Below are 15668 nucleotides of genomic sequence, written 5' to 3'. Positions count from 1 at the left end.
CTCTCAGCTGTCGCCGCGGTAGCCCAATTCCGCCAGCCGTGAGGAGTTGCGGCGCCAGTTTGGAACGACCTTGACGAAGAGCTCCAGGTAGACCGGACCGGCGATCAGTTTCTGCATCTGCTGCCGGGCGCCCGTGCCGATTTGGCGCAGCATGCTGCCGCCTTTGCCGATCAGGATGCCCTTCTGGCTGTTGCGCTCGACCAAGACGGTGGCCAGCACAGCGGTGCGTTCCTTGTCATCCACGACCCGCTCGATCTGAACGGCGACGGAGTGGGGGATCTCCTCGCGGGTGTGCTGCAGAACCTGCTCACGGATCAACTCCGCCAGCAGCAGCTGCTCCGGCTGGTCGCTGACCGCATCCGGTGGATAAAGGTGAGGTCCTTCAGGAAGCTCCGCGGCGAGGGCACTAACCAGGGCCTCGGTCCCCTCGCCGTTGAGGGCGCTGACGGGGTGCAGGGGCCAACCGGGCACCAGCTCGCGGTAGCTGGCCTCCAGCTCGGCGGCCTGGGCCGGGTCCACCAGGTCGGATTTATTCAGCGCCACCTGGACCGGCACCTTGATGCGCTCCAGTAGTTCCACGATGAAGCCGTCGCCTCGGCCGGCGGCCTGGCTGCCATCCACCAGCAGCAGGACCTGATCGACTTCACCGATGGCACCGCGGGCGGTCTGTACCAGCCGCTCCCCCAGCAGGTGGTGTGGCTTGTGGATTCCAGGGGTGTCCACCAGGACCAGCTGGGCTGTGGGGGTGGTGAGGATCGCCCGCAGCCTGTTGCGTGTGGTCTGGGCGACGGGGGAGGTGATCGCCACCTTCTCCCCCACCAGCTGATTCATCAGGGTGGATTTGCCCACGTTGGGCCGTCCCACCAGGGCGACAAAGCCCGAGCGAAATCCTTCGGGGCTCTGCCCCAGGCTGAAGCCCCCCGCCATGGCCTCGGCCGGCAGATCGCTCAGATCTGGCAATGGCGGCAGCTGGTCGTGTGACTCCATAGCCTCACCTTGGCAGTTCAACCTCCCCCATGACCGAAGCCGCCCCGCTGGAGCCCACGTTTCAACAGGCGATGGAGATCACAGCCCAATGGCTGGGGCTCTGGGAAAACGGTGAACTCAGCGATGAGGTGATCGGCGATCGGGTCTCTGAGCTGGTGGCCAGCCGGGATGGCGCCCGGGGGTTCTTTGTGGTCTCCCTGGCGGGGGATTGCCCGCTGATGGATCGTCTGCCGGATCCGGTGGTCTTGGCCCTGCGCCAGGCCGGCGATGGCGTGGTGGATCTCAGCGCCCGCAACCTGGCGATGAGCACGGCCATGGCGCTGCATCACGGGCGCAATGCCGATGAGGCGCAGCAGGCGGGATCGGAGCGGGTGCAGGCGCGCTGCACCGAACTGCTGCGCTTGCTGGAGCCTGAGGCCGTGAAGGCCCGCCTGGAAGTTCTGCTGGAGGCGACCGAGGGCCGCGGTGAGGACGTGGCCTTCCTCAAACGCTGGGGGTATGACGCGGCTCAGACCGCGGCGATTGCTGAGGCGGTGCTGGCCGTGGCGGAGGGCTGAGGCGCCCCCTCGGCGCATCAAAAAAGCGCCCCGTTTGGGGCGCTTGGATGAACCAGGGAACGGGATCAGTCGCGGCGACCGCCACCGTTGAGGGCGATCACCAGACGCAGGATGAAGATGAAGAGGTTGATGTAGGTCAGGTACATGCTCAGCGCACCGGCCAGGTACTGGTCGTCGCTGTAGGTGCGGGGCATCGTGTAGAAGTCCACGAAGGCGGCGCCCACGAAGATCACGGTGCCGAAACCGGCGATCAGCAGCTCCATCCCGCCCATGCCAAAGCCGGGCACAAAGATGCCGCCAACGATCTGGACGACCATGGCGATCACCAGGCCGAGGATGCCCAGGCCGACGACGCCGCTGAGGGCCTGACCGACGCTGTCGCTCATGCGGCGGCCCATGACCGAGGCGGCCACGAAGGTGACGCCGGTGGCCAGAGCCGCGGTGCCGATGGCTCCGATGCCGGCGGTGCCGATGGCCAGGGCGACGATGCCGCTCAGGGTGAAGCCGGTGATCAGGCTGTAGGCCGCCATCAGCGGCAGCGCGGTGCTGTTGTTCGCCTTCAGGGCCACGTTCTGGGCCACGAAGAAGAGGATGAAGTTGCCAATCAGGGCCACCCAGAACAGGGGCATGAAGCTGGCGGGGTTGCTGGCCAACAGAGCCAGGCCGCCCATCACGCCACCGGCGGTGAGCACCATGCCGCCACCCACGTAGGGCAGCGCCTTATTGACCACGTTGGGCCCCACGAGGGCGCTCGATTGCGCCTCGCGGATGGCCTCCTGGAAATTGCTGCTGGCCGGCATGGCACAGAGGATGACTGGCTTCATCCTGCCAGCGATCTCCAGCTTGTGTGCCCTTTGGGGGTGTGGATCCCCCGACTAACGCCGGGCCTTGGCCGCATCCCGGGCGGCGTAGGCGGTGACCAGGCGCTGCACCAGCGGATGGCGGACCACATCGGCGGCGCTGAGCCGGCAGACAGCAATGCCCTCGACCCCCTCCAGGACTTGAGCGGCTTCGATCAGGCCGCTCAACTGCCCCTGGGGCAGGTCGATCTGGGTGGGGTCTCCGGTGACGACCATCTTTGAGCCCTCCCCCAGGCGGGTCAGCACCATGCGCATCTGGGCGGGGGTGGTGTTCTGCGCCTCGTCGAGGATCACGAAGGCTTCCGCCAGGGTGCGGCCCCGCATGTAGGCCAGCGGCGCCACCTCAATGACGTTCTTCTCGATCAGCGCCGCGGTGCGCTCCTGTCCCAGCAGGCTGTGCAGGGCGTCATAGAGGGGCCGCAGATAGGGGTCCACCTTCTGCTGCAGATCCCCAGGCAGAAAGCCCAGTCGCTCGCCGGCCTCTACGGCCGGGCGGGTCAAGATCAGCCGCTCCACCTTGCGCTCCTGGAGGGCTCGGACCGCCTGAACGGCCGCCAGGAAGGTCTTGCCGGTGCCGGCGGGACCGAGGGCGAAGGTGAGGTCGTGGCGTTCGATCGCCTCGACGTAGGTCTTTTGTTTGAGGGTCCGGGGACGCAGCAGCTTCCCGCTCTGGCTGCGGGCCAGCACCTGTTTCCCCAGCTGCTGGTGCTCCTCTCCGCGGCCCGTATCCAGGGCGGAGAGGGCGGTTTGCACATCCACCTGGGTGATGCCTTGGCCTTCCTGCCAAAGGGGCCGCAGCAGTTCGACCAGGCCGGCGGCCCGCTCCAGCTGGGTCGGCCTGCCGCGCAGTTGCAGCGAAAGACCCCGCAGCACCAACGAAGCACCAGTCAGGGCTTCGAGGCGATGCAGGGTCGATTCAGCTTCACCGGCCAGGGCCATGGCGGCGTCCTGGTCGGGAAGGTCGATGGTGAAGGCCGTGAGGCTTTCAGCCCCGGGCATGGGGGAGGGCCTCAGGCTTCAGTTGCTTCTTCAGCGGGAGCCTCTTCGGCGGCAGCGGCGGCTTCTGCAGCAGCAGCGGCCTCAGCAGCCTTGGCTTCGGCAGCTTCCTTAGCGGCCTGCTTGGCAGCAGCCTCGCGGATGGCGGCTTGCTTCTTCTGGCCGACGACCACGGAGGGACGCACTTTCTTCTCGATCAGACCGCCGCGCTCGAGCAGGGTCTGCACGACCTCGGTGGGCTGGGCGCCTTGGGCGAGACGGGCGCGGATGGCCTCGGTGTCGAGACGGGTCTCCTTGGTGCGGGGGTTGTAGAAGCCCAGCTCCTCAAGGGGACGACCGTCGCGGCGTGAGGTGCTGTTGCAGGCCACCAGGCGGAAGCTCGCTTCCCGCTTCTTACCGAACCGCTTCAGGCGGAGCTTGATCATTGTGGCCTTGCCTTGCTGACTGGATAAACGCGCGTTGATTCCCCAGGGAATCGGGCGCAAACGACAACAATACTCTCTGGGGTGACCACCTAGAGCTCGCCGAAGCCTTTGCGCTTCTTGGCGGGTTTGGGGGCCTTGGGCATCCCGCCGCCACCGCGGCCACCCATTCCCCCCATGCCGGGCATTCCGCCCATTCCAGGCATCCCGGGCATTCCGCCCATGCCGGGCATTCCAGGCATCCCCGGCATGCCGGGCATTCCGCCACCGCGGGTCATCTGCTGCATGAAGCCCCGCATCTGCTGGAAGTTCTGCAGCACCTTGTCCACATCCGCGGGGGTGTGGCCACTGCCGCTGGCGATCCGGCGCCGGCGGGAGGGATTGGCGGCCAGCAGGTCGGGGTCGCAGCGCTCGGCCTCGGTCATGGAGCCAACCATCGCTTCGATCTTCTTGAGCTGCTCTTCGCCCTGCTTGAGCATCCCGTCGTCGATCTTGTTCATCCCCGGAATCATTTTCATGAGACCGCCCAGGGAGCCCATGCGCTTGATCAAGCGCATCTGCTTGATGAAGTCCGAGAAATCGAAGGTGGCTTCCTGGAGCTTCTGCTGCATCTTGGCCACGTCGGCCAGCTCGACCTCCTTCTGGGCCTTCTCCACCAGGGTGAGGACATCGCCCATGCCGAGGATGCGGCTGGCCATCCGCTCGGGGTGGAAGGGCTGAAGCGCCTCCACCTTTTCGCCGGTACCGATGAATTTGATCGGTGCGCCGCTGACCTTGCGGATCGAGAGGGCCGCCCCGCCGCGGGAATCGCCGTCGAGCTTGGTCAGCACCGCACCGGTGATGCCCACCTGATCGTGGAAGGCCCGGGTGAGTTCGGCGGCCTCCTGGCCGATCATCGAATCCACCACCAGCAGCACCTCATCGGGCTGGACGGCTTCGCGGATCCGGACCATCTCCTCCATCATCGAGGTGTCGATCTGGAGGCGGCCGGCGGTGTCCACCAGGACGGTGTCAAAGCCTTCGGCCTTGGCCTTCTCGATGCCGGCGGCGGCGATGGCTTCCGGTTTGGCGTCGGTGCCGAGGCTGAAGACCTCAACGCCGATCTGGCCGCCCAGGGTTTTGAGCTGCTCGATGGCCGCGGGCCGGTAGACGTCGGCCCCCACCAGCAGCGCCCTGCGTCCTTTCTCTTTGAGGTGCAGGCCGAGCTTGGCGGTGGCGGTGGTTTTACCGGCGCCCTGCAGGCCCGCCATCAGCACCACCGCCGGGGCGCCCTCTTTGCCGGCAGGGGCCAGGGGTGCGTTCTCGCCTCCCATGGTCTCCACGAGTTGCTCGTGAACGACCTGAATGAATTTCTGGTCGGGGCTAATGCCCCGCACCACCTCTTCCCCTAGGGCCTTCTTGCGGACCTCTTCGACGAAGTCCTTGACCACCGGAAGGCTGACGTCGGCCTCCAGCAGGGCCCTGCGCACGTCCTTGAGAGCACCGTCGATGTTGCCCTCGTTGATGGCCCCCTGACCGCGCAGGTTCTTGACGGCATCTTCAAACCGTTGGGAGAGCTCGTCGAACATGGGGGCGCCTGTGATCGAGTGATCGTAAAAAGCGACCGTCTCGGCAGCGGGTCGGGCGCGTCAGTTCTTGGCGGTGGGCTTGTAGGCCACGAGCTGCCAGCTGCCGTTCCTGCGGCCAAAGATGTAGGTGTTGCGCAGGGTCATCTCAGGAGTCCTGCTGAGGACCTGACCGGTGCTGCTCTTGCGTTCATCGCTGTAGGTCAGGACCACCTGGGCAGCGATGCGGACGGGGGAGCGGTCGCTGACCTTGAAGCCGGTGATGGTGGTCTTGACGGTTTCAGTGGCCCCGCGCTGGCGGTTGGCCTGGCTTTGGCGCTGCAGACGCTGGATTTGATCGCTGCTGGCTAGATCAGCCAGGGATTCGCTGGGGGCTCCACCGGCGAGCACTGCGGCTTTTTCCGTCAACCAGGCCTCCAGTAGGCCCTGTAGTTGACCGGCACTGGGGTCGGGCGCCTTGAGCGGGAAGGGGGCTTCGAGCGGGGCTGGTGCTGGGGTTTCGGGTTGAACCAGGGGGCTGCTGGCGGCCGTTTCCACCTCGCTGACCCGCGGTTTCAGGGCCATCCAGCCGCCGAAGCCAAGGACGAGGGCAGCGACGGCCGCACCAACCGGCAACCCCCAGCTAGGGAGTGCCTGCAGCCGTTCGTTCAGGCCGCCGAGTTGGGGCCATTGGAGATCGGGGAACCTCCAGTGGGGGCCATCCCAGAGCTCGTCATCGTCGTCCTCGCTCTCCTGCTCCAGTGACTCAAAGCTGCTGGGGCTATCGGAGCTGCCTGAAAGGTCGAGGCTCGGCCAATCGCCAAAGGGGCTGCTGGTCTCGGCGGCGGTTGGTGCCTCGAGGCCGGTCTTGGCACTGAACTGGCGGCCGCGGATGCGGTCCTGTTGATCGATGTAGGCCTGGACATCCCGGTCAGCGAACCAGGCATCGAGGTTGGCGTCGACGTCGATGTCCCGGAATCCCTCGAGCACCTCGCGGGTGAGCCAGTCACGGCAGTAGGCGCAGAGGCGGGCCAGGGGGTCGTCCCCCTGTTCCAGGGCCCACTGCTTCAGGGCGGCATCCGCCCCGAGATCAAAGAGGCGCTCCGCTTCGTCTACCTGACCGAGCAGCAGTTGCTGGCAGGAGAGGAAGACCTCAATGCCCGGCTGGCCGCTGTTCTTCAGGCGCTCGTAGGCCTCGAGAATCCGCTCGGGCTTGCGCTGGGAGAAGCCCGAGGCCGTGAGGGCAAAACTGGCGAGAAAGTCAGCGGTGGCTGAGCCGGCATCGCCCCAGCGGCTGAACAGTTCCACCTGCTCCTGAGCTGTCAGGAACTGACGGATCTGCTTGAAGAACGGCTGGAACTCGCTTTGGGGGAAGGTCAGATCGGCGTGGCCCTCGAGACCGCCCCGTTGCTGCACCAGCTGCTCCAGCAGGGCAATCCCCTGTTGGCGCGAGCCGCTGGCGGAGAGATCGCGGCTGATCAGATCCAGCACCCGGTAGGGGAGGAGTTCCTTGAGGTCCTGCTCGAGCTTTCGGCGCTGTTCGGCCTGTTGGCCCATGCGTTGCAGCAGCTGCAGACCCTGCTGCAGGGTCAGGGCGGCCGCCTCATAGCGGCGTTGGTCGCGGTAATCCCGAGCAGTGCCCTGGCAGGCCAAGCCAGCCAACAGGGTCAGGTCGGCTTCGCGGCTGCTGCCCAGGGCGGGTGCTTGGGGTGGCTGAAGGCCGCGGGCGGCGCTGTCGAAGGCCTCCTGGGCTTGGCCGGCCTCCATTAAGAGGAGAAGACCGCCGACCTCACGGGAGGGCGGAATCTCCAGGGCGGCGATGGAGCCGTTGGCGTTGTCCGCAATGGCCGTCAGTTCCCGCTCATAGGCCTGGCGGCGGGTTTCGTCGCTCAGCAGGTCGGCGCTGGCTTCCAGCAGCTCGGCCCGAGCCTGGAGAGTGTCTTGGGTGAAGCCTTGGTCTGGCGCGCGATCAAGACGCTGCTGCAGGGTTCGCAGCACGCTCTGCCGGTCGGAGCTGGCATTCACGCCGAGTAGGCGGAAGTGGTCGATCGGCAGTTCCAAATTGAGCTCGGATTGGCGGGCGCTAATCGGACGTGACTGTAGGCAGAGTCTTCGGTTTTGGCCGTCCTTCGTGCACCTTTTGGAGATGGACCCCGTACAGTCAGGCCAGCATCAGAGTCCCCGGAGAGCAGGACCTCAGCCATGACACAGGCCGATCTTGGACAGGGCGTCGCCACCAGTGGTGCTCCCTCCTGCTCCGCCGATGTCAATCAGGTCGGCCTGCATGCCGAGCGGCTGATGAATCTCTATCCCTCGACGCCGGCGACGGTGACCCGGGATGAGGGGTTGATGCTCTACCGCGACATGACTCTCGGTCGGCGCTTCGAAGACAAGTGCGCCGAGATGTACTACCGCGGCAAGATGTTCGGCTTCGTTCACCTCTACAACGGCCAGGAAGCCGTGAGCACGGGGGTGATCAAGGCGATGAAGATGCAGCATGACTGGTTCTGCAGCACCTATCGCGATCACGTGCATGCCCTGAGCTGCGGCGTGCCGGCCCGCGAGGTGATGAGCGAGTTGTTCGGCAAGGAGACCGGCTGCAGCAAGGGCCGCGGCGGCTCGATGCACCTGTTCTCCAAGGAGCACCACCTGCTGGGTGGCTATGCCTTCATTGGTGAGGGCATTCCTGTGGCCCTCGGGGCCGCCTTCACCAGCCGCTACAAGCGCGATGCCCTGGGCGATTCCAGCAGCGATGCGGTGACCGCGGCCTTCTTTGGCGATGGCACCTGCAACATCGGCCAGTTCTACGAGTGCTTGAACATGGCGGCGCTCTGGAAGCTGCCGATCCTGTTTGTCGTCGAGAACAACAAGTGGGCCATTGGTATGGACCACAACCGCGCCACCAGTGATCCCGAAATCTGGCGCAAGGCCGCAGCCTTCGGCATGGCCGGTGAAGAGGTGGACGGCATGGATGTCCTGGCCGTTCGCGGTGCTGCCCAGCGTGCGATTGAACGGGCCCGGGCTGGCGAGGGCCCCACGGTGCTGGAGTGCCTGACCTACCGCTTCCGCGGCCACTCTCTGGCGGACCCCGACGAGCTGCGGGCCGAGGCCGAGAAGGAGTTCTGGGCCCAGCGTGACCCGATCAAGCGCTTGGCGGCACACCTGATCGAGCACAACCTGGCGACTGCCGAGGAGCTCAAGGGGATCGAGAAGGAGATCGACGCCGAGGTGGCCGATTGCGTGGAGTTCGCCCTGTCTGCCCCTGAACCCAAGCCCGAGGAACTGACCCGCTACATCTGGGCGGAAGACTGAGGGGCAGCCCTAGAGCCCGTGCAAGCGGGCTTGCTCGCTGGCGGCGCGAAAGACCAGGCCGTGGCGTAGCACCAGCGGTGTGAGCGCGTCGTAGCCGCCGCCGATCACCGTCGCGACTGGGATGTTGCGGCGCAGGCAGCTGTCCAGCACGAGGCGGTCGCGGTTGAGTAGGCCCTGATCCGTGAGGTTCAGCCGACCGAGTCGGTCCTCCCGGTGGGGATCGACGCCGGCGTTGTAGAGCACCAGATCCGGTTGCTCTTGATCCAGGAGGGTTGGGATGAGATCGCCGATTGACTCCAGATAGGCGTCATCCCCCAGACCATCGTCGAGGGCGAGGTCGACGTCGCTCTGTTGTTTGCGCAGGGGGAAGTTGCTGCCGCAGTGGACCGAGAGGGTGAAGACCCGCGGTTCATCGCGGAAGATCGACGCGGTGGCATCCCCTTGATGCACATCCAGATCGATGATCATCAGGCGCTGGAGCTGGCCTTCTGCCAGCAGGACCTGGGCGGCGACGGCGAAGTCGTTAAAGATGCAAAAGCCGCTGCCGTGGTCGGGGTAGGCGTGGTGGGTTCCCCCGGCGAGGTGGCAGGCGACGCCGTGTTGGAGGGCCAGGCGGGCGGTCAGGAGCGACCCTCCCACCGCCAGCCAGGTGCGCTGCACCAAGGGGGTTGTGGCTGGCAGGCCGATCCGGCGCTGCTCCGCGGGCAGTAGTTCCCCGCGGGCGAAGGCCTGGTGGTAGCGGCGGCTGTGGATCAGCTCCAGTGAGCGCCGTGGCACCGGAAGGGGGGTATGGATTTGCTCCTCCCTCGCCAGGCCCTGCTCCTCGAGCAGGGCACGCAGGAGCTTGAACTTCGCCATCGGGAAGCGATGGCTACTGGGCAGAGGGGCCGAGTAGGCCGGGTGGTAGACGAGCGGCAGGCGCACCGGGGGTGATCAGTCCTCGTCGCCGTCGAACTCTTCGTCGAAGAGGGACTCCCGCAGCAGGCGATCCACCAGCAGCCCCATGTCATCGAGCTGCAGTTGCTGCATCAAGAGCTCGAGCTCCTTGATCACCGGCTCCGAGAGCCGCAGGGTGATCGGAAGGCTGTCCTCTCCGCCGAGCATTGCGGGTAAGCGTTGGTGCGCGAAGTCTGGCGGAAACCGGGCTACAAAGGAGTGCAATCAAGGGATCTCGATGGCTCCGGTTTGGCTGGTGATCTTGTTTTGGTCCGGATCCGTCCACGGCGGCACGGCGATGCAATCCCTGCCGATGAAGACCTTCGCGGATTGTCAGAAGTCCCGCGACATGCTGATGGCCCAGCTCAAGACCAGCCCCGTGAGCAAGAGCAAGGCCCTCAATAGCTTCTGTATTTCCGGCTCGGAGCTGCCGGCAGCGCCAGCCCCGGCAGCGACGGAGTCCTAGATGGCGGTGGGCAGTCGCCGGGTGAGGTGACGCAGCTTGCGTAGGGCCTTGAGCTCGACCTGACGCACCCGCTCGCGGGAGACCTCGAGCATGCGGCCGATTTCAGCGAGGGTGTGGCGCTCCTCTCCTTCCAGGCCAAAGCGCAGCTCAAGCACCTGACGCTCCTGGTCGGTGAGGTGGCTGAGCCAGCGTCCCAGTTGCTCTTGATGGATGCCGCGCTCGACCTGGTCGAGGGGCTCGCTATTGCTCTGATCGGCAATGAGATCGCCGAGGAAGCTGCGCCCTTCTTCTCCGTTCACCGGGGCATCCAGGCTGGAGGTGGTGAGGGCCTGTCGCAGCAGGGAATCCAGCTCATCGAGGGGCATGTCCATCTCTTCCGCAATTTCCTTGCGGCTGGGCATGGCACCGAGCTTGTGGGCCAGCTCAAGGCTGACCTTGCGGATGGCGGTGAGGCGCTCGGAGAGGTGCACCGGCAGGCGGATGGTGCGCGACTGACAGGCGATCGCCCGGGTCATGCTCTGGCGAATCCACCAGAAGGCGTAGGTCGAGAACTTGTAGCCGCGGGTGGGGTCGAATTTCTCCACGGCGCGCTCGAGGCCCAGGGAGCCCTCCTGGATCAGATCGAGCAGTTCCAGGCCCTTGCCTTGGTATTTCTTGGCGACGCTGACCACCAGGCGCAGGTTGGCTTTCATCATGCGCTCTTTGGAGCGCTTGCCCACACGCATGATCTTCTTTTCATGCGTTGTATAGGCCTCGCCTTTGTCTTCTTCGGCAAGCCGCATCATTGCTTGCACTTGATTGCCGAGTTCGATTTCTTCCGCGGGCGTCAGCAGGGGCACCCGACCAATGGTTGAGAGGTACCAACTAATCGGATCGCTGCTGCGGCGCCGACTGCTGCTGGTGTTGGAGCTGGTGGCGGCTGCCATGGAGGCTCCTGTTGAAAGGTGGGAAGAATCTCCTATGGCTTTTTTTGAAAGTGCTGGGATTTCAGTAACGCTTCAGCTTTGAGATACGAAAGATCACAACACTTTTGAGACTCAGGTGCACAACTGGCCGCTGCAGATTCTGTTAACAATCCCTGACGTCGTTTTTCTCTCCATCGCGGCCAACATTTCGGCAATCTGATGCGGTGTAGCAGCGCCGATGCCGTGCAGCGTGCTGACTTGCAGCCCGGCGCTGGCGTGGGCCAGGGCTGCCAGGGCGAGCAAGGAACCACTGCAGCCTGCGCCGCTGGCCTGCGCGAGGGCACCCAGTCCTCCGGCGTAGCCCGCCAGTACATCGCCCAGGCCTGCGCGGGCGGCATGGCTGCTGGCGCTCCTGAGCTGCCAGCGCTCTCCGCTGGGATCCGCAATGACGCTGCGGGCCCTCTTGAGCAGCACGGAGCAGCCGCTCTGCTGGGCCGCCGCCGCGCAGGCCTCCAGTGGCGGTAGGCCGGCGAGATCGGGGAAGAGGCGATGAAATTCGCCGGGATGGGGGGTGAGCCAGCTGGGGCCCGAGCGGCCCCGCAGCCAGGGAAGGGCGGCGCGCTGGGCGAGGCGGTTGAGGCCATCGGCATCGAGGACCAGTAGGCCAGGGAAGGCCTGCAGCGTCTCCCAGATCGCTGCATCGTCTGCCGTGTTGCCGATGCCCGGACCGAGGACCAGGGCATCGAGCCGCTCCAGGGCTGAGGGGGCGAGCGCGCTGAGATCCAGGGACCCATCGCCGCGGCTGGGCAGCCGGGCGGAGAGCACCGCATGGGGGAGCTGGCTCCAGAGCTGATCGGCGACGGCCACGGGGACGGCGGCCCGCAGGCTGCCAAGGCCACTGGCGCTGGCCCCCAGCAGAGCGAGCAGGGCGGCACCGCGGTAGGCGTCGCTGCCGGCGACGACCAGGAGGCGCCCCCGCTGGTATTTCGAGGCCGCGGCAGCGGGCGTGGGCCAGGGGGCGCCATCGAGGTCGCTGGGGCTCAGGCCCCGGGGCTGCAGCGCGGGCAGTTGCTCCAGCAGGCCCGCGGGAAGCCCCAGGTCGATGCGCTCGAGTGCTCCGGTCCAGGCCAGGGCGCTGTCTTGGATTAGCCCCTGTTTGATCAGGCCGATGCTCAGGGTCAGCCCGGCGGTGGCGGCGGTCTGACCCAGGGGCAGGCCGCGATCGGCGCAGAGGCCTGTGGGGCCGTCGATGGCGATTAGCCGCTGGGGTTGGTGCCGTTGGCGCTGGGCCAGCAGGGACTCCAGGGCCTCTCCCGGGGGCCGGCTTTGGCCGATGCCAAAGAGCGCATCGATCCAGAGGGCCGGATCACTGGGGTCGGGCGGGCTGCCCAGCTGGGGAATCCCCAGCCAGAGGGCCTGGCGCAGGTGGTTCTCGGTGAGGGGCTTGCGCCGTTCAAAGGGAGACCAGAGCCGTACGGGGATGCCGGCGAGCTGCAGCTCCCGGGCGATGACCAGGCCATCGCCGCCGTTGTGGCCGGGGCCGACCAGCACCAGCGCCCCTCGCGCTTGAAGCTCTGGCCAGAGATCCGGGTCCTGCAGCCGCCGGCTGATGGCCAGGGCGGCCTTCTCCATCAGCGCCTCCACCGGCAGGCCGTTCTCGAAGAGCACCTGCTCGAGTCCGGCCATCTGCTGGCCGCTGACCAGCAGGTGCTCGGCGTCGCGTGGGGGCCAACAGGACGAGGCCAAAACAGCACTGACGGCGTCAGTTCCATGATGGAGAGAACAGCCACCGTTGGCATTGGCGCGCTTCTCCGCTGTTCCCGTTGCATCTGAGGCCTCCGTGGCGGCAACGGAGGCAGGGGCGCTGGCGATTGAGCGGCTGCGCCAGTGGCCGGGGGAGCACCGGGTGGCCGTGGGGCTGTCCGGCGGGGTGGACAGCTCTCTAACGGCGGCCTTGCTGGTGGAGGCCGGCTGGGAGGTGGAGGGGCTGACCCTCTGGTTGATGAGCGGGAAGGGCGCCTGCTGTGCCGAGGGTCTCGTGGATGCCGCTGGGGTCTGCGAGCAGCTGGAGGTGCCCCACCACGTGGTGGATTTCCGCGAGCACTTCAAGGAGCAGATCGTTGATTTCCTGGTGCAGGGCTATGAGGCGGGTGTGACCCCGCTGCCCTGCTCGCGCTGCAATCGGGAGGTGAAGTTCGGGCCGATGTTGCGCTGGGCCAAGGAGGAGCGGAACATCGATCGGATCGCCACGGGGCACTACGCCCGGGTGCGCCACGGCGATCAGAGCGAGAACGGTCGCCATCAGCTGCTGCGCGGCTTGGACGAGCGCAAAGACCAGAGTTATTTCCTCTATGACTTGCCCCAGGAGGCCCTGGGTCGGTTGGTGTTTCCCCTGGGCGAGCTGACCAAGCCCGACACCCGCCTGGAGGCGGATCGTCATGGGCTGCGCACGGCCCAGAAGCCCGAGAGCCAGGACCTCTGCCTGGCGGACCACCACGGTTCGATGAAGGCGTTCTTGGATGCCTACCTGCCGCCACGCCCGGGGCAGATCGTGCTGGCCGATGGCCAGGTGGTGGGCGAGCACGACGGCATCGAGCACTTCACGATTGGCCAGCGCAAGGGTCTGGGCGTGGCCTGGAGTGAGCCGCTGCATGTGGTCCGCCTGGATGGCGCGATGAACCAGGTGGTGGTGGCCCCCCGCCGGGATGCGGCCCGCGGCGAGGCTGTGGTGGGCGCGGTCAACTGGGTCTCCATCGCGCCACCCACTGAGCCGCTCGATGTGGAGGTGCAGGTGCGCTACCGCAGTGGACCCCAGCAGGCCCGATTGATTCCCCTGCCGGAGACCGATTCCGACCGCGCGGCCGACCGACCGCACCGCTGCCGCCTGGAGTTCGCCGAGGAGCAGTTCTCCATTACCCCCGGCCAGGCGGCGGTGTTCTACGCCGGCGAGATGGTGCTGGGGGGTGGCTTAATTCAGCGCGATCACCAGTAGGGATCACTCGCCAGCTCCACGCTCAGCTCACCGCTTTTACTGGCGGGAACGGTGGCGATGCAGGCCCGGATGGTCTTGCCGTTGACATCGATTTCGCAGGCGCCGCAACTGCCGCCGAGGCAGCCCGTGGGGATTGAGAAACCGGCCTCGCGCGCAGCCTGCAGCCAATCCTTCCCCGCATTGCAGCGGGTCTGCTGTCCATTGGGCCACTGGATCAGGACGTCCTTCATGGCTTAAGCAGGGGCTCCAGGTTGACGTGTTGCTCGAAGGCATCGGCGAGGCGATCGAGTAGTGCCTCCCGCTGACGGCTGTGGTGAGGTTGGCGTTCACTAAGCAATGGCAACCCCTTACGTGCCCTGAGCTGGTTGAGCCAGCGCCGGCGCCAGGGGCCGCTCTCGAAGACACCATGGAGATAGGTGCCCGCCGTACTGCCCGCGACCCAGCCGAGGGAGGGATCCTCCGCCAGGGCTTGGCAGGGCTCCAGGGCTGAGGTCGCCCCCCGGTGCAGTTCAAAGCCCTCCAGTAGCGCAGGCTCTGATCCTTGGGGCCATCGCGCCGGACTGCTGCATTGCCTCAGCGCCTTGACCTCTCCAAAGACCGTGCGCAGCGGCAGGAGCCCTAGGCCGCCGTGGCTCGAGCCGGCCCCCCCTTCGAGGCCCTGGGGATCGAGGAGTTCACGCCCCAGCAGTTGCATGCCGCCGCAGATGCCCAGCACGGCTCCCCCCTGGGAGGCATAGGTCGAGAGTTGCTCCCCCAGGCCACTGACCCGTAGTGCCGCCAGATCCCGCAGGGTTTGTTTGCTGCCGGGCACCACCACGGCATCAGGGCGCCCCAGCTCCTGGCCCGGAGCGATCCAGTTGAGCTGCACCGTGGGCTCGGCCTCGAGGGGATCGAGATCGGAGAAGTTGCTCAGGGAGGGCAGCTTGAGCACAGCGATTTCCAGCTCGGCCCCGCGTTTGCGCCCGCGGCGCTCCAGCAGATCGAGGGAGTCCTCCGGTGGGAAGAGTTCATCCAGCCAGGGCATGACGCCGAGTACGGGGATGCCGGTGTTGGCCTCGAGCCAGCGGCGGCCCTCATCAAAGAGTTCGCGGCGCCCGCGGAAGCGGTTGATCAGTAGACCCCGAATCAGCGGACGCTCGACCGGCCGCAGTAGCGCCAGGGTTCCGACCAACTGGGCAAAGACTCCGCCCCGTTCGATGTCGGCCACCAGCAGGCAGTTGGCCCGCAGGTACTGGGCCAGGCGCAGGTTGGTCAGGTCCCGTGGTTGCAGGTTGACCTCGACCGGACTGCCGGCCCCCTCCAGCACCAGTCGCCCGCCGGGGTGGCTCGCCTTGAGGTCGCTGAGACCCTGGCGAATGGCGGCCCAGCCGGGGCGAAACCAATCGCGGTAGTAGTGCTCGGCGCGGCAGCTGCCGACCGACTGACCCAGGTGGATGACCTCACTGGTGCTGTCCCCCTGGGGCTTGAGCAGCACGGGGTTCATGGCACAGGCGGGATCCAGTCCCGCCGCCCAGGACTGCAGGGCCTGGGAGTAGGCCATCTCGCCGCCGGCTTGGTCCACCCAGGCGTTGTTGCTCATGTTCTGCCCCTTGAAGGGCAGGGGCGTCTCCCCCCGGCGCCGCAGCACCCGGCAGAGGGCGGCCGTCATCAGGGACTTGCCGGCACCGCTGCTGGTGCCCAGCACCATCAAG

The 15668-nt window shown here is 66.6% G+C and carries 16 protein-coding genes; 4 read left to right on the top strand and 12 right to left on the bottom strand.

Translation table 11 applies throughout. From position 1 onward, the window contains the following. Positions 1-3: 3 nt before the first annotated feature. Positions 4-927 (bottom strand): GTPase Era, encoded by a 924-nt coding sequence (gene era, locus ACXIQ9_RS03925; RefSeq protein WP_050778441.1) that lies wholly within the window; start codon positions 925-927, stop codon positions 4-6. 89 nt (positions 928-1016) lie between these two features. Here era and ACXIQ9_RS03920 point away from each other — a divergent pair, with 89 nt between their 5' ends. Continuing rightward, on the top strand, positions 1017-1544 hold the full coding sequence (locus ACXIQ9_RS03920; protein ID WP_010315603.1) for a hypothetical protein: 528 nt from the start codon (positions 1017-1019) through the stop codon (positions 1542-1544). A gap of 65 nt (positions 1545-1609) precedes the next feature. Here the strand turns inward: ACXIQ9_RS03920 and ACXIQ9_RS03915 are convergent, their stop codons facing one another. The 5 genes from ACXIQ9_RS03915 to ACXIQ9_RS03895 all read right to left on the bottom strand — a co-directional run bounded on the left by ACXIQ9_RS03915 (position 1610) and on the right by ACXIQ9_RS03895 (position 7427). After that, positions 1610-2344: a Bax inhibitor-1/YccA family protein gene (locus ACXIQ9_RS03915; protein ID WP_247477266.1), complete on the bottom strand. Its 735-nt coding sequence runs from the start codon at positions 2342-2344 to the stop codon at positions 1610-1612. 75 nt (positions 2345-2419) lie between these two features. Further along, the gene (locus ACXIQ9_RS03910) at positions 2420-3403 is read right to left on the bottom strand and encodes a PhoH family protein (RefSeq protein WP_010315606.1); all 984 of its coding nucleotides are present in this window, start codon (positions 3401-3403) and stop codon (positions 2420-2422) included. Positions 3404-3414: 11 nt separating this feature from the next. Next, positions 3415-3825, bottom strand: coding sequence for a 30S ribosomal protein S16 (gene rpsP / locus ACXIQ9_RS03905; RefSeq protein WP_010315608.1), 411 nt, complete (start codon positions 3823-3825; stop codon positions 3415-3417). Between the two features lie 89 nt (positions 3826-3914). Next, complete coding sequence (gene ffh / locus ACXIQ9_RS03900; protein WP_296418450.1) at positions 3915-5390, bottom strand: signal recognition particle protein; 1476 nt, start codon at positions 5388-5390, stop codon at positions 3915-3917. 60 nt (positions 5391-5450) lie between these two features. Then, on the bottom strand, positions 5451-7427 hold the full coding sequence (locus tag ACXIQ9_RS03895; RefSeq protein WP_459015718.1) for an IMS domain-containing protein: 1977 nt from the start codon (positions 7425-7427) through the stop codon (positions 5451-5453). A 141-nt stretch (positions 7428-7568) separates the two neighbouring features. On the opposite strand from ACXIQ9_RS03895, the gene pdhA reads away from it, so the two are divergent. Next, a complete protein-coding gene (gene pdhA, locus ACXIQ9_RS03890; protein ID WP_296416581.1) occupies positions 7569-8678 on the top strand; it encodes a pyruvate dehydrogenase (acetyl-transferring) E1 component subunit alpha in 1110 nt (369 codons plus the stop codon). 9 nt (positions 8679-8687) lie between these two features. Here pdhA and ACXIQ9_RS03885 read toward each other — a convergent pair whose 3' ends face one another. After that, complete coding sequence (locus tag ACXIQ9_RS03885) at positions 8688-9602, bottom strand: histone deacetylase family protein (protein ID WP_459015716.1); 915 nt, start codon at positions 9600-9602, stop codon at positions 8688-8690. A 9-nt stretch (positions 9603-9611) separates the two neighbouring features. Beyond that, positions 9612-9782, bottom strand: coding sequence for a hypothetical protein (locus ACXIQ9_RS03880; protein WP_247477273.1), 171 nt, complete (start codon positions 9780-9782; stop codon positions 9612-9614). A 70-nt stretch (positions 9783-9852) separates the two neighbouring features. On the opposite strand from ACXIQ9_RS03880, the gene ACXIQ9_RS03875 reads away from it, so the two are divergent. Continuing rightward, the gene (locus ACXIQ9_RS03875) at positions 9853-10080 is read left to right on the top strand and encodes a hypothetical protein (protein WP_010315619.1); all 228 of its coding nucleotides are present in this window, start codon (positions 9853-9855) and stop codon (positions 10078-10080) included. Here ACXIQ9_RS03875 and ACXIQ9_RS03870 read toward each other — a convergent pair. Both ACXIQ9_RS03870 and ACXIQ9_RS03865 read right to left on the bottom strand, forming a co-directional pair. Further along, the gene (locus tag ACXIQ9_RS03870) at positions 10077-11006 is read right to left on the bottom strand and encodes an RNA polymerase sigma factor, RpoD/SigA family (protein WP_247477277.1); all 930 of its coding nucleotides are present in this window, start codon (positions 11004-11006) and stop codon (positions 10077-10079) included. The two genes, ACXIQ9_RS03875 and ACXIQ9_RS03870, sit on opposite strands and share 4 nt — an antisense overlap. Before the next feature lie 111 nt (positions 11007-11117). Further along, positions 11118-12731: an NAD(P)H-hydrate dehydratase gene (locus ACXIQ9_RS03865; RefSeq protein ID WP_459015713.1), complete on the bottom strand. Its 1614-nt coding sequence runs from the start codon at positions 12729-12731 to the stop codon at positions 11118-11120. 94 nt (positions 12732-12825) lie between these two features. Between ACXIQ9_RS03865 and mnmA the strand changes: the two genes are divergently transcribed. Then, positions 12826-13977 carry a tRNA 2-thiouridine(34) synthase MnmA gene (mnmA, locus tag ACXIQ9_RS03860; RefSeq protein ID WP_247479897.1) on the top strand — a complete coding sequence of 384 codons (1152 nt, stop codon included), beginning with the start codon at positions 12826-12828 and terminating at the stop codon, positions 13975-13977. On the opposite strand, the gene ACXIQ9_RS03855 is transcribed toward mnmA, so the two are convergent. Both ACXIQ9_RS03855 and ACXIQ9_RS03850 read right to left on the bottom strand, forming a co-directional pair. After that, positions 13968-14207: a 2Fe-2S iron-sulfur cluster binding domain-containing protein gene (locus tag ACXIQ9_RS03855; RefSeq protein WP_459015711.1), complete on the bottom strand. Its 240-nt coding sequence runs from the start codon at positions 14205-14207 to the stop codon at positions 13968-13970. The two genes, mnmA and ACXIQ9_RS03855, sit on opposite strands and share 10 nt — an antisense overlap. Continuing rightward, positions 14204-15664 (bottom strand): cobyric acid synthase, encoded by a 1461-nt coding sequence (locus ACXIQ9_RS03850; RefSeq protein WP_459015807.1) that lies wholly within the window; start codon positions 15662-15664, stop codon positions 14204-14206. Before ACXIQ9_RS03850 ends, ACXIQ9_RS03855 begins: the two co-directional genes overlap by 4 nt. Positions 15665-15668: the final 4 nt, after the last annotated feature.

This window comes from Synechococcus sp. LTW-G (assembly GCF_054459035.1).
This window is presented reverse-complemented; position numbering and strand designations above follow the sequence as displayed.